Below are 13605 nucleotides of genomic sequence, written 5' to 3' on the forward strand. Positions count from 1 at the left end.
TTTATAGTAATTTAAAACAATCAATAATGAAAAAAATAGTATGTTTATTAACACTTATCGCTTCATTCTTTTCTTGTGGCTCATCATCATCAAATGATGTTCGTGATTTTGATGCGCAAAACCAAGCTGATATTATTAAATATATTGCCGATAATAATTTAAAAGCAACAAAAACTGAGTCAGGTTTATACTATATTGTAAATAAGGAAGGCTCAGGAGCAAAACCTGTTAGCAACTCACAAGTAACCGTGGCATATAAAGGTTATTTTTTAAATGGTAACGTTTTCGATCAAAATAGCAATGGTATTTCATTTAACTTACAACAAGTTATTGCTGGTTGGACCGAAGGAATTACCTATTTTAAAGAAGGTGGCGAAGGAATGCTTTTAGTACCTTCTAAATTAGGGTATGGTAGTCAAAATAGGTCAAGAATTCCTGGTGGCTCTGTTTTAATTTTCGATATCAAACTTTTAAAAGTAAAATAATTTTAGCAAAAAGCATAACATCTACAAAAAAGACACTTTAAGACAATCGTTTTAAAGTGTCTTTTTATTTTAATTTAAGGTTTAAAAAATATTTCATCAAAAAAGTGCATCTTTTTAAGCTTTTTAAAGTCTATTATATGAACTTTAAAAACAAATTACCATGACCAACTATAAAAATCAATGTAACTGTAACTGTAATTGTGACGGATGTAAAACAGGAAACTGTGCTAATTGTACCTGTGAAAACTGTACCTGCAATAATTGTAATTGCTAAATAAACTAGGTATTAATTTTTGTCATTACAAAGTAGCAAGTACTGTTGACTTTGTAATGACATTTTCGTAAATTTAGAAGATGACAACAAAGCAAGTTTGGGCAACATACGCAAGCGATGTAAAATATTTTATTTTAAGTAAGGTAAAAAATACTGCCGTTACCGATGATATTCTACAAGATACTTTTATTAAAATACACACAAAACTTCACAGCTTAAAAGATATTACCAAGTTAAAACCTTGGATTTTTACCATTGCTAGAAATACTATAATCGATTATTTTAAAAGCAATAATCAAACAGCTAAATTAGCCAATGAATTGGCTAATTTAAAAACAGAAACACTCCAAAAATCAGACACACATACCGAAAAAGATTGTTTACAAGGGATTTTAAAAAACTTACCTAAAAAATATAGAGATCCGTTGTTTTTATCCGATATTAAAGGACTCAAGCAACAAGAAGTTGCCGATACCTTAAAACAAAGCTTACCCACCACAAAATCGCAAATTCAACGAGCTCGTAAACTCATAGCAAAAGGATTTATGGATTGTTGCGGATTTGTTTTAAATGAAAATGGTAAACTTGTTGGCGAAATACAAGACAAAGACGACTGCAAAGTTTGTGGGTAAAAATCAAAAAATAAGGCATAAAAAAACTTTCAGCTTTATAAAAGATGAAAGTTTTGTGGGGAGAGCAGGATTCGAACCTGCGAAGTCGTAAGACAACGGAGTTACAGTCCGTCCCAGTTGGCCGCTTTGGTATCTCCCCAAAGCTTTTGCATAAAAAATAAAAAAGCTCCTCTTTTAACAAGAGAAGCTTTAGTGACCGGGCTGGGGCTCGAACCCAGGACCCTCTCCTTAAAAGGGAGATGCTCTACCAACTGAGCTACCAGGTCATTATATTGTTTTCTGCTTAGCGGTTGCAAATATACAAGCTTTTTAGAGTTCTACCAAACTTTTTAACAAAAAAAAATAAGTTTTTTTTAAGTTTTTTGATAGCTGTTTGTTTTTCAATTATTTATCTTTTAAATTATTTTTCTAATAAATAGGCTTCCCGTACTTTTTTAAACAAATTAGACGAATATACAAAGTTTACTACAGCCTCGTTATCTGTTCTAAAAATTTCTTTATGCGATCCTTCCCACTCTTTGAAGCCATTTTTCAAGAAAACAATCTTCTCCCCTATTTCCATCACCGAGTTCATATCGTGTGTATTGATAATGGTTGTTATTTGATATTCATCGGTAATTTCTTTAATTAAATTATCGATAACCGTTGCGGTTTGCGGGTCTAAACCTGAATTAGGCTCATCACAAAACAAATATTTAGGATTCATTACAATAGCTCTTGCAATTGCCACCCTTTTTTGCATTCCTCCTGATAATTCGGCAGGAAATTTTTTATTCGAATTTTCTAGGTTTACTCGTTTTAAAACAACGTTTACCCTGTCTAACATTTCACTTTCTATCTGCTTGGTGAACATTTTTAAAGGAAACATTACATTTTCTTCTACGGTTTGTGAGTCAAACAAGGCACTTCCTTGAAAAACCATGCCTATTTCTTTACGAAAATTTCGTTTTTCAGCTGCTGTCATTGCTGTATTTACCAAACCATCATAAGTAACAGTTCCTGATTCGGGAATGTGTAATCCTATTAACGATTTTAAAAAAACTGTTTTTCCCGAACCACTTGTTCCTATAATTAAGCTGGTTTCTCCTGGTAAAAAAGTGGTGCTTATTCCTTTTAAAATTTCAACACCATTAAATCCTTTATGTAAGTTTTTTACTTCTATCATTTACGTTAATAACATTTGTGTTAATAAATAATTGGCAATTACAATAAGTACGGTTGTCCAAACTACCGATTGCGTACTTGCCTTACCCACCTCTAACGAGCCTCCTTTTACATAGTATCCGTGATATGCAGGCACAGTAGCTATTAAAAATGCAAAAATTAAGGTTTTTATCATCGCATAAGTTATTAAAAATGGGTCAAATTCCATTTGTAAGCCTATAATATAATCTACTCCTGAAAACAGCCCCGAAAGCATTCCGGTAAGCCATCCTCCAAAAATTCCTAAGAACATCGCTAATATTATCAGAAAAGGATAAAAACATACCGTGGCTATTATTTTAGGTAATACCAAGTAATTTAAAGAGTTAATTCCCATTACCTCTAAGGCATCAATTTGTTCGGTAACACGCATAGATCCGATACTTGATGTAATATATGACCCTACTTTTCCTGCTAAAATAATAGAACAAAATGTGGGTGCAAATTCTAAAATCATCGAGCGTTTTGCGGCAAATCCGATTAATGAATCAGGTATAAAAGGACTGTCTAAACTCAGGGCGGTTTGCAAGGCAATTACACCACCTATAAAAAAGGAAATAAAGGAAATAATTCCTAATGATTTAAGCCCCAATTCATCAACTTCTCTAAACAATGCTTCTTTAAAAACACGTGCACGCTGTGGCTTTGTAAAAACTTGCTTTAGCATTAAAATATACGTACCTATATGCTCAATGTAGTTCTTCATTTAAACGAATCTATTTTTTCTTTTGGCTAAAGTATTAAAAAACCATTAACTCTTGGCTTTATTATTAGTTTTAGTGTGCATTTACCTACCTTTGATTTTATAACTTTTTAAATTTTATAATGAAAAAATTCATACCCTTAGCTACTTTGGCTATCGTTTGCTTATGTAGTTTTACTTCTCCTAAAAAAAAGACTCCTAAAAAACCAAAATTAGTCGTAGGCGTTGTTATCGACCAAATGCGTTACGATTATCTTACCCGTTTTGCTAGTAAATATGGTACTGATGGTTTTAATCGCTTATTAAATGAAGGATTTTCGCTTGAAAATGCTCATTACAACTACATTCCTACTTATACCGCTGTTGGACATACCTCTATTTACACAGGAACAACACCTATAAATCATGCTATTATCAGTAATAATTGGTATGATAAATACTTAAAAAAATCGGTGTATTGTGTTGACGATAGCACTTATAAAACTGTTGGAAACAATGGCGATGGCGGAAAAAAATCGCCTAAAAGAATGCTAACAACCACCATTACCGACCAATTACGATTGGCACAAAATATGAACGGAAAAACTATTGGTATTGCTATTAAAGACCGTTCGGCAATTTTACCTGCGGGGCATACTGCAAACGGTGCATATTGGTTTGATGGCGGTAGTAAAGGTGATTGGATTACCTCGTCATATTATACGGATAAATTGCCAAAATGGGTACAGAAATTTAATAAGGCGAAAATTGCAGATACTTATTTAAGCCAGCCATGGGAAACCTTATACAACATAAATACCTACACCGAAAGTATTGCTGATGACAACAATTTTGAACAAGCTTTTAAGGGTGAAAAAAAACCTGTATTTCCGCATAATATTCCTAAATTAAGAGCTAAAAACAATAATTACAGTATTATAAAAGGGCTTCCTGCAGGAAATTCTTTAACTACCGATTTTGCAAAAGCAGCCATTATTGGCGAAAACTTAGGGCAATCTGATTATACCGATTTCTTAACTGTTAGTTATTCATCTACCGATTATGTTGGGCATCAATTTGGTGTTGCATCTAAAGAAATTGAAGATACTTATTTACGCTTAGACAAAGATTTAGCCTCTTTATTTCAATTTTTAGATGCTAAAGTTGGTAAAGGAAATTACACCTTATTTTTAACAGCCGACCACGCAGCAGTTCAAGTGCCTGCTTATTTGCAGTCGGTTAAAATTCCTGCCAATTATTTTAGCTATAAAAAATTTACTGCTTTTGTAAATAATATCACCAAAAAATATTTTAATTCAGATGCCTTGGTTGAAAATATTTCAAACTTTCAGATTTTTTTAGATAAAAATAAAATTGAAGCTTTAAAATTAAATAAAAATGAAGTAGCTCAAAAAATAGCCGATGAAGTAATTAATTACAAAGGAATTTACAAAACTGCAACCGCTAGAACTTTACAAACAACCTCGTTTACTACGGGTATTTTAAACTCGTTACAAAACGGATATAATCAAAAATTTTCAGGTGATGTAATGCTTGTTCCTACCCCATCAACGGTTAGTTACCCTAAAAAAGGAACTACCCACGGCTCAGGATATTCATATGACACACATATTCCTGTAATTTTTTACGGAAACGGTATTAAAAAAGGGGCATCAAAAAAGAAATATGAAATTGTTGATATTGCTCCTACACTTTCTAATTTACTTCAAATTGAGTTTCCTAATGGTAGCACAGGAAAAGTTATAGAAGAAGTTTTAAACTAAAAAATTAAGAGGCGCTCAATGAGCGCCTCAAAAAAAACTACAATATAAGAGGGGGCATAATTATTTTTTTAATGTTTTGTTTACGCAATAACTTTTGCTAAGCATCTTTCTAAATTATTAGACACCTTTTTTTACAAAAAGTCACATTTTATACTTATTTAAAAGGATTCGCTCAATATATTATTTGTTGTAAGCCTTACCTTTAAAAACTTAAAAAGCTCCCATTAGGAGCTTTTTAAGTTTTATTGTTTAATGAAAATATCTAACTATTTTCTACAATCGCAATTTCAGCATCGGTTAAATTGTATAATTTATAAACCATTGCATCAATTTCTTTATCGGTTTGATTTATTTGAGTTTGTAAGGCTTGAGCTTCGGATTTTTTAACCGTAAAAACATCCATCCAATCCATTTCATCTAGTTTTGTAAGTACGGGAATTATTGGCAGTTCGTTTTTTACAAGTTCTTTATTATTGCTTTTTATCGCCTTGTTGAGTTCTTTTATAAAATCGCCAAATTCTAAATCGTGCCAGTTTTGAAGCTTTTTTGATAACTTTTCTAATTGAAATTTTTGCTTTACATACTTTTGGAATTTGTTATTTACTTTTTGAATTTTCTCTGTTGATAAAAGAATTTCTTCTACTTTATTTATATATGGAACTTCATCCGAAGTTTTAGCAATTGGCAAATTAGATAAAAAATCTTTTTTAAATCTGATTCCTTTAGAACCTAAACCACCTCCAGAATAATAATTTGAAAAGATATAAAACGATACTTTTGAATTTAGCATTGCTAATAAATATTCTAAATTTTCGCCAGTTATAAATGTTATAGTATCATTTGTAAAATATTTTTTTGTATCTAAAACAAAAGGTGGTTTTGAAGACATTTCTTTCCAAATAATCTTTTTTTCTGAAAAAGAATCTATGTATGCACAATTTCTTAGATTATAAGGAGTATAACCTTTATCATATCTTTTAGATAATTTAGGTTCATACATTTTTAAATGTTCTTTAACAGCTGGAAAATCATCAATTTCAACTTTAGGAATTTCTTTATAACCATTATGAACATTTAATAAATACAAATTTTGATATTCTATTTTATATCTATCAACATCTCTTCCTCTTAAAATAGGTTCTATAATTTTTTTTGAATTAATATCAGAACTTATCAATTCATTCTTTTTTTCTTCATCAATAATAAACGCTTCATTTAATCCTGTCTTAATTCCGTATTTTACTCCAACATTCCAATCTTTTAATAAGATACCTTTCTTTAAAATTTTTGCTTTTAAATTTTGTTCTACTTTTGATGAAATTGTCCATACATCATCATTTTTAGGACTAATATCAACAAAGAAACTATCAAAAGAAATTAAATCTTTTACATCTTTTTCTTTAGAAATATCTATACTTGAAATTATAAAATTTTCAACTTTACTTTTTTCAAACATAATTATATTTGAATCTACAACAGCAGATTCAAAAATCCCAGCACCTAAATCTAATAATTTATATGGATTAGTATTATCAAATAAATACTTTCTTAAACTTTTACCATAATTTGCTCTCATCCATTTATTTGAAGTAATAAAACCTAAAAGACCTTTTTCTTTTAATATTTCATTACCTTTTTCATAAAATAAACAATATAAATCTCCTGTACTTTCGTACGTTTTATATCCAATATTTTTAATTTTTAATGAAAGTTCTTTCATCTTCTGTAATTGAACATACGGCGGATTTCCAATAATTACATCAAAACCACCATTTTCAAATATTTCAGAAAACTCATTTTCCCAATTAAAAGCTTTATCACCAGCAACGGTTTTACTATCAATTAAAGAATTTCCACATTTAATATTGCTGTTTAAGTTGTTTAATTTACGTCTAGGTTGTGCGGTTCTTAGCCACAGCGAAAGTTTTGCAATTTCTACGGATTCTTCGTTTAAATCTACCCCAAAAATATTATTTTCAAGGATTTTATTTTCAATATCAGGAAATACAAAACCACCTCCTAAAAGCCTGGTTTTTAGCTCATCAATATAGGTATGCTCTTTAATTAGAAAATCTAACGCTTGATTTAAAAATGCTCCCGAACCACAAGCGGGGTCGCAAATAGTCAGTTTTAACAGCCATTCTCTATAAACATCTAAGAACGAAACTAATTTAATAATCGTTGTTTTTGGTCTGTTTTTTCGTCCTTTAAAATAGTCATCTTCTTTGATACCAAGTTCAATTTTCTTTTCGGTACAAAGTTTACCAACGGTATTATCTACAATATATTTTGTGATGTATTTTGGCGTATAAAAAACACCATCTTTTTTACGTTTACTTGTTTGTTTATCAAAATTTGAACCTTGAATTTCGGCATTTACGCTTTCAATTTCATTTAACGAATTTTCAAAAATATGTCCTAAAATATTTACATCAACTTGGCTATCAAAATCATATTCCGATAATTTTTTAGTATGTTTATATAGTAATTTATCATCTAAAATAAGCGAATTTAAAACGGCATCAGGTTTAAAAAGTCCGCCATTATAAGCGAAAATTTCGGCTTTTTTATCTGTTCCTTCTCTACCAGTGTCTAAATATTTAAAATACAATTTAAAGCGATTATATAAAGGAACTTCAACATCTAAATCTTTTAATTTATCCCAATTTTCAAGGATTTGAAGTGTTGAATTTGGCGGTAATAAACCCCTATCTTCGGCAAAGAAAATAAACAGAAACCTATCAATTAATTTTTGCGATTTTTTAAACAGACTTAATTTGATATTTTTATTAATACTATCAATATTTTCTTTTTCCTGTTCGGTTCTAAAAATAGGATTCTTTAAATTCTGTTTTACTAAATCTCGATATAATTCTCTTTTAAAAAGCGAATAATCGTTATAAAAATCTTTTGTAATTTGTTCTTCTTTAACTACGGATGCTTCTTTAATTTTTAAAGGAATATTATTTAAAATATTATCTTTATGCAAGCACAAATACAAGAGTTGAAACTGTTCTTTGGTAAGTTCAAAAAGATTAAATTCTTCAAATTCGGTGGCATCGTTTATATAGAATCGTAATTTTTCAAAATTGGAAGTAATCACATAAACACAGCCTTTTTGATTTGCTTTATAATCAAACGCTTGTTTTCTGATGCTTTCTAAATCCTTAGTTTTTGTACCTTTTAATTCGATAACTGCAATAGCAATGTTATCGTTTAAAATAGCACCATCGGCTTTTCGTGCGTTGGTTTGATTTTTATATTCGGCAACTAAGTTAAAATCGGCATTTGGTTTTAGGGTATAATTTAAAATATTCACAAATAATTCCGTTAAAAAAATACCTTGATATTCTTCTTCTTTTGAGCTTCTGATATTTTCTTGTATCGTCGGATTTAGAAAATATTTTGTATATTTTTTATAGGCTTTTTCTAGTACTTCTTTTTGCTGAAGTTTAAGATGTTTTTTTAATACGGATACTTGAAATAATGACATTTATAGCTTTTTTTTATTGCTGATAAAATTACTTTAAAAAAAATGATGTGCAATTATTATTTGTAATAAGTTATTCAGATAGTTTTAAAAAAAAAGCACTAATAAAACACTAACAATCTTTAAAAATGCTTAGAAAATTTTTAAATTTCATCTAAAAAAAGTTTTATAACAGAAAAATAACAAATCGAATCTGTTAAAGGGATTTTATTTCAGGTTTGCATGCTGATTTACCGTATTTATTCCATTTTTTCTTGATGATTCTTGTCAATTCGAGTAATTTTAATGATTAAAAGTAATTAAAACTGTATCGATACAATTTTTTGAAAGAAAAAATCACTCGAACTTCCTCGGTAGAGTTTGGTATAATTATAGTTTATTTATGGATTTATCAAAATTAGCACAAATGCCTAGCCCCGATTGAAGCTTTGTTTGAGCTCTTTTTTTGATTTTTCTTCAAAAAAAAGCGAGTGCGGAAAGCGGGAAATTGCTTCAAAAAAAATACAGATACAGAAACTAATAAACAACAAAAAACCTTACTATTTCTAGTAAGGTTTAAGTGAGCCCTGGAGGATGCAATACAAATATAACTAAACATAACTAAACCCTTTTAAACACAAGCCTAAACACCTATTAAAACTACAAATAAAACACACTACAATACAGGCAGAATAAGATAAATGTATAAATTGCTGACACATTTGCTGACACATTTAATAAAATAATGTACCTTTATATTATCAAAAAAAAGAGAATGACTAAGATTAGTTTTTACATAAGAAATACTGATACAAAAAAAGAAACTCCTATTAATTTTCGTATCAATTTATCAAGAGATGAAAAATTAAGAGGAACTACAAAAATTAAAATAGCTCCCCTATTTTGGGATAAAGAAAAACAAAGAGTTAGAAACCGAGTTGAAGTTTCAAATATCAAAGATGTAATAAATAATAGATTAAGAGAATTTGAAAATTTTATTTTAAATAAAGTACTCTTATCTGATACTGAAAACCCTATTGAAATTAAACAAAATCTAAAAAATGATATTAAAGAATTTTTTGGAAGAAAAGAAGAAAAAATAGTTCCTACACTTTACTCTCAAGCTGAACAATTTATTGAAGACTCTCAAAGAAGAACAATAAATGATAAACCAATATCTAAAACAACTATTTTAGCTTACAAAAGAACTATTAAAGTATTAAAAGAGTTTGAAGAATGTAATAAATACCCTATTTCTTTTGAATCAATAACAATGGATTTTTATTATGATTTTATAACTTTTTTAAAGGAAAAAAATTTTACACCTAATACAATAGGAAATTATATTAAAACACTTAAAGTATTTTTAAGTGATGCCACTGAAAAAGGTATAAATACAAATTTAACGTACAAAAACAAAAATTTTATAAAACCTACTGGAGAATCATTTCAAATATATCTGAATGAAGAAGAACTTAGTAGTATGATAAACTTAGATTTATCAAATGATAAAAAACTAGATAACGCAAGAGATTTATTTATTATTGGTGCATATACAGGATTAAGAGTTTCAGATTTTAATAATTTATCTAAAGATAATATCGAAGTTCAAAATGGCTATCAATTATTAAACCTTATTGTTACTAAAACGAATAGACCTATTTCGATTCCTATTCATCCAAAAGTGGCAGATATTATAACTAAAAATAGCGGAAACTTTCCAAAAAAAATGTCTGACCAACATATTAACAAATCATTAAAAGAAATAGGTAAATTAGCCAATATTAATACTAAAATAAGCTATAACACAAATAAAGGAGGTAATATTATTAAAGAAACAAAATATAAATATGAAATGATTACAAATCATACAGGAAGACGCTCTTTTTGTACTAATGCCTATATTAATAATATGCCAACACTTGATATAATGGCAATTAGCGGGCATACTACAGAAAAAGTATTTCTAACCTATATTAAAATTGGAGCAAAAGAAAGAGCTTTGAAAATTGCAGATAATAATTTTTTTAAGAAATAAATATAATGGGAAAATATAAAGGTTTTTTTATAGGGAAAGAGAAATATTTTAAAACTGAAAAGATTCACGAATTATTTATTGAGATGGATGTACTCGATAATAATGTTAAAATGGATTTAGATAGTAATCAAACTCGTTTTCAGCCAGAAGTTTTCAAAAAAGAATTTAGAGAGGAAGTTTTTAATGAAATAATAGAAGTATGTAAAAATATTGATGTCGAAAGAGAATGTTTCAATATAAAAGTTCAATTTGAAAATTGCATTGATTCTGAAACACAAAAAATATTTTTATCAAAAAAAATGAGTGAATATTCTAAAGAACTTAGTGATTCAATAGCTTATTTTTATTACAAAAAATCAGAAAAAGAGTTCCGTTCTTATGCTATCAAAAATATCGGTATTGATGAAATATATCAGTACGTTCACGATAAGTTGAAAGATAATAGAAGAGGATATTTTTATATATCTTACTATCGTTTTTTGAGTAATACTTTAATTTTAGAGTATTTAAGAAACAGAGATGAATTGAATTATATTAATAATGAAAATTTAAACAGTAAAAATAAAAGTGATTTAACAACAAGTCCTCAAATTAAATTAGAAGATAATCTTTCTAAAAAAGCATCTAAATATCCTTTAGTTTTTAAAAATTTAGAAACAGAAAAATTATTTGCCAATTTTTTAAAAGAACACTCAGCAGTAAATGAAAATAATGAACCTATTGATAGGAAGTTTAAACCTATTTGTCATGCTTTTTATACGGTATTAGCAGAAGAATACAAACCTAAATCACCTACAAAAAAGTACCCTATATTTATTGTTAGAGTTAATCTAAAAGATTTTATAGATATGTTAGTTAAAGAATATAAAATTAAACCTATAACAAAATTATCTAACGGAAATTCTTATTCAAGTATAGCTGATGATTTTTATAAAAAGATAGAAATGAAGTGTTTAAGCATTAAGTAGAATTTTGAGAGAATAAATTAGAATTTTAAGAGAACAGATTAGAATTTTGAGAGAACAAAGTAGAATTTTGAGAGAATAAATTAGAGTTTTGAGAGAATAACATTGCTTTTATTTTTTTTGAACTTTGCATCATAATTAAAACCATAAAATTATGATACAACAAAAAGCAACGCTAGTTTTACAGACAACAACACAAGATTTAACGCAATCAATTTTACAAGGTGTTGAAGAAAAATTAAATAATTTTAAAATACACTTTCAACCTAAAGAACCTACTATTTGGATTTCAAGGCAAGATGTAGCTGAAATTTTATCTATTTCTATTGTTACTGTTGATGACTGGACAAAAAAAGGAATTTTATCAGCCTACCGAATAGGAAATAAAAAAAGATTTAAACGCAATGAAGTAGAAAATTCTTTAACTAAAATCAGCAAGTAAAATGGAAAATCAAAATATAACAAATACCCTATCCATTCTTGTTGATAAATTTGACGAAAACTTATACCGAAGATATAATTCTTTAACAGATTATTTTTTAATAAGAGAAAACGAAGCTCTTATTAATCAATTTTCAAATATCAAAAGACTTTTAAATAAAGACCCTCGATTTCCTTGGCAAATAATTCAAAATAATATTGATGAATTATACAAAAGAGACAATAGTCTTTTAGGAGTAAGAATAGAAATTCTTTTTGAAGATTTAAAAACTGATAAAAATCAATTTAATCCGAAAATGTATGGAATACCAAGAAATTAGCGATTTTCCGTATGATATTTTTCCTGATAGAATTGTTAAATTAATTCAAGAAGCAAATGAACATCTTAATTATCCTGTTGAATATTTTGCAAGCGCAATTTTATGCGCAATATCAAACGCAATAGGAAATTCCCATATATTAAAGTTTAAAGAGGGATTTAATGTAAAATGCAATCTATTTTTTGCGTTAGTTGGAAACGCAGGAGATGTAAAAACGCATCCTTTAAATTTAGCTTTTAAACCAATTTCAGAAAAAGAAAAACGAACATATAAAGAATATATATCTTTATTAAAAGAATACAATTCATTCGATTTAGACGAAAAAAAAACCAAAGAAAAACCGTTATATGTAAAATCATTATTAAATGATTTTACACCTGAATCACTTATCAAAATTCATGCAACAAATGGAAAAGGTGTTACCATTGTTGCTGATGAATTATTCGGGTGGATTAATAGTTTCGGACGCTACAGTAAAAGCTCTGGAGAACAAGAAACTTATTTAAGTCTTTGGAGTGGTAATGCTATTTCAGTAGATAGAAAAGGGGATGAACCTGTTAGATTAGATAATTCTTTTGTAAATATTATTGGAGGTGTTCAAAAAAAGTTATTACCCGATTTAGCAAAAGATAATAGAAGTAATAACGGTTTTATAGAACGAATGTTATTTGCCATAAATAAAAAACCAAAACCTATTATTTGGAGCGATAAAGATATTGATAAATCATTGATGGACGATTATACACATCTACTTAATAAATTAATGGATTTTTCGTGTATAAATGACCAACCCGAAGAAATGGTTTTAACATCAAAAGCAAAAGAATACTTAATTAAATGGCAAAATACAAAGAGAGTTGAGTATTTTGATTCAGAAGTTAAAACATCAATTCAAGCTAAATATGAAGTTTATGCTTTAAGATTTGCAATAATACTTCAATTAATATACTGGGGTAGTTTTGGAAGAATTAAAAATGAAATAGATTTCTTTATTATTCAATGTTCCATCAGATTAACAGAATATTATTTTGATAACGCAATAAAAGTAAATTCTTTAATGAATAAAAAAGACCCTTTAACAAAATTAAACGAACAACAACAAAGAATTTATAAAGGTTTAAACACTAAATTTAGAACAGATGAAATTGTTGCATTAGCAAAATTAGAAGGTATTCCTGAAAGAACTATAAAAGATTTTTTAAGTAAAAATATTAATACTATTTTTAGTAAAATAGAAAGAGGTTTATATCGAAAAATCTATTAATTACCGTTGCATTACTTGCATTATCTGCACAACCTAAATTTGAAGTGC

The 13605-nt window shown here is 28.1% G+C and carries 11 protein-coding genes and 2 tRNA genes; 8 read left to right on the plus strand and 5 right to left on the minus strand.

What is annotated here, in order from left to right:
• Positions 1-26 precede the first annotated feature (26 nt).
• On the plus strand, positions 27-485 hold the full coding sequence (locus tag ABNT14_RS09525; RefSeq protein ID WP_101902994.1) for an FKBP-type peptidyl-prolyl cis-trans isomerase: 459 nt from the start codon (positions 27-29) through the stop codon (positions 483-485).
• A gap of 354 nt (positions 486-839) precedes the next feature.
• Positions 840-1391 carry a sigma-70 family RNA polymerase sigma factor gene (locus ABNT14_RS09530; RefSeq protein WP_101902995.1) on the plus strand — a complete coding sequence of 184 codons (552 nt, stop codon included), beginning with the start codon at positions 840-842 and terminating at the stop codon, positions 1389-1391.
• A 56-nt stretch (positions 1392-1447) separates the two neighbouring features.
• Here ABNT14_RS09530 and ABNT14_RS09535 read toward each other — a convergent pair.
• From ABNT14_RS09535 to ABNT14_RS09550, 4 genes are all read right to left on the minus strand, one after another.
• A tRNA-Tyr gene (locus ABNT14_RS09535) sits at positions 1448-1530 on the minus strand.
• A gap of 54 nt (positions 1531-1584) precedes the next feature.
• A tRNA-Lys gene (locus ABNT14_RS09540) sits at positions 1585-1657 on the minus strand.
• A gap of 134 nt (positions 1658-1791) precedes the next feature.
• Positions 1792-2556 (minus strand): ABC transporter ATP-binding protein, encoded by a 765-nt coding sequence (locus ABNT14_RS09545; RefSeq protein WP_101902996.1) that lies wholly within the window; start codon positions 2554-2556, stop codon positions 1792-1794.
• On the minus strand, positions 2557-3300 hold the full coding sequence (locus ABNT14_RS09550; RefSeq protein WP_101902997.1) for an MlaE family ABC transporter permease: 744 nt from the start codon (positions 3298-3300) through the stop codon (positions 2557-2559).
• A gap of 119 nt (positions 3301-3419) precedes the next feature.
• On the opposite strand from ABNT14_RS09550, the gene pafA reads away from it, so the two are divergent.
• Positions 3420-5060, plus strand: coding sequence for an alkaline phosphatase PafA (pafA, locus tag ABNT14_RS09555; RefSeq protein ID WP_101902998.1), 1641 nt, complete (start codon positions 3420-3422; stop codon positions 5058-5060).
• Positions 5061-5322: 262 nt separating this feature from the next.
• On the opposite strand, the gene ABNT14_RS09560 is transcribed toward pafA, so the two are convergent.
• Entirely contained in the window at positions 5323-8553 is a 3231-nt protein-coding gene (locus ABNT14_RS09560) for an Eco57I restriction-modification methylase domain-containing protein (protein WP_101902999.1), read from the minus strand.
• A gap of 751 nt (positions 8554-9304) precedes the next feature.
• Here ABNT14_RS09560 and ABNT14_RS09565 point away from each other — a divergent pair.
• From ABNT14_RS09565 to ABNT14_RS09585, 5 genes are all read left to right on the plus strand, one after another.
• Positions 9305-10567, plus strand: a complete 1263-nt coding sequence (locus ABNT14_RS09565) for a tyrosine-type recombinase/integrase (protein ID WP_159459543.1) — start codon at positions 9305-9307, stop codon at positions 10565-10567.
• Between the two features lie 5 nt (positions 10568-10572).
• Complete coding sequence (locus tag ABNT14_RS09570; protein WP_101903001.1) at positions 10573-11535, plus strand: hypothetical protein; 963 nt, start codon at positions 10573-10575, stop codon at positions 11533-11535.
• A 151-nt stretch (positions 11536-11686) separates the two neighbouring features.
• The gene (locus ABNT14_RS09575; RefSeq protein ID WP_101903002.1) at positions 11687-11974 is read left to right on the plus strand and encodes a helix-turn-helix domain-containing protein; all 288 of its coding nucleotides are present in this window, start codon (positions 11687-11689) and stop codon (positions 11972-11974) included.
• Position 11975: 1 nt separating this feature from the next.
• Entirely contained in the window at positions 11976-12293 is a 318-nt protein-coding gene (locus ABNT14_RS09580) for a hypothetical protein (RefSeq protein ID WP_101903003.1), read from the plus strand.
• On the plus strand, positions 12274-13557 hold the full coding sequence (locus tag ABNT14_RS09585) for a DUF3987 domain-containing protein (RefSeq protein WP_101903004.1): 1284 nt from the start codon (positions 12274-12276) through the stop codon (positions 13555-13557). Before ABNT14_RS09580 ends, ABNT14_RS09585 begins: the two co-directional genes overlap by 20 nt.
• The last annotated feature ends 48 nt before the right edge of the window (positions 13558-13605 follow it).

This window comes from Tenacibaculum dicentrarchi (genome assembly GCF_964036635.1).
Lineage (GTDB): Bacteria > Bacteroidota > Bacteroidia > Flavobacteriales > Flavobacteriaceae > Polaribacter > Polaribacter dicentrarchi.

Bases quoted from the DNA above. Each gene is read 5' to 3' on its own strand.
- ABNT14_RS09565 (WP_159459543.1), top strand. From the start codon at position 9,305: ATGACTAAGATTAGTTTTTACATAAGAAATACTGATACAAAAAAAGAA.
- ABNT14_RS09545 (WP_101902996.1), bottom strand. From the start codon at position 2,556: ATGATAGAAGTAAAAAACTTACATAAAGGATTTAATGGTGTTGAAATT.
- ABNT14_RS09570 (WP_101903001.1), top strand. From the start codon at position 10,573: ATGGGAAAATATAAAGGTTTTTTTATAGGGAAAGAGAAATATTTTAAA.
- ABNT14_RS09525 (WP_101902994.1), top strand. From the start codon at position 27: ATGAAAAAAATAGTATGTTTATTAACACTTATCGCTTCATTCTTTTCT.
- ABNT14_RS09560 (WP_101902999.1), bottom strand. From the start codon at position 8,553: ATGTCATTATTTCAAGTATCCGTATTAAAAAAACATCTTAAACTTCAG.
- ABNT14_RS09575 (WP_101903002.1), top strand. From the start codon at position 11,687: ATGATACAACAAAAAGCAACGCTAGTTTTACAGACAACAACACAAGAT.
- ABNT14_RS09580 (WP_101903003.1), top strand. From the start codon at position 11,976: ATGGAAAATCAAAATATAACAAATACCCTATCCATTCTTGTTGATAAA.
- ABNT14_RS09530 (WP_101902995.1), top strand. From the start codon at position 840: ATGACAACAAAGCAAGTTTGGGCAACATACGCAAGCGATGTAAAATAT.
- ABNT14_RS09550 (WP_101902997.1), bottom strand. From the start codon at position 3,300: ATGAAGAACTACATTGAGCATATAGGTACGTATATTTTAATGCTAAAG.
- pafA (WP_101902998.1), top strand. From the start codon at position 3,420: ATGAAAAAATTCATACCCTTAGCTACTTTGGCTATCGTTTGCTTATGT.
- ABNT14_RS09585 (WP_101903004.1), top strand. From the start codon at position 12,274: ATGGAATACCAAGAAATTAGCGATTTTCCGTATGATATTTTTCCTGAT.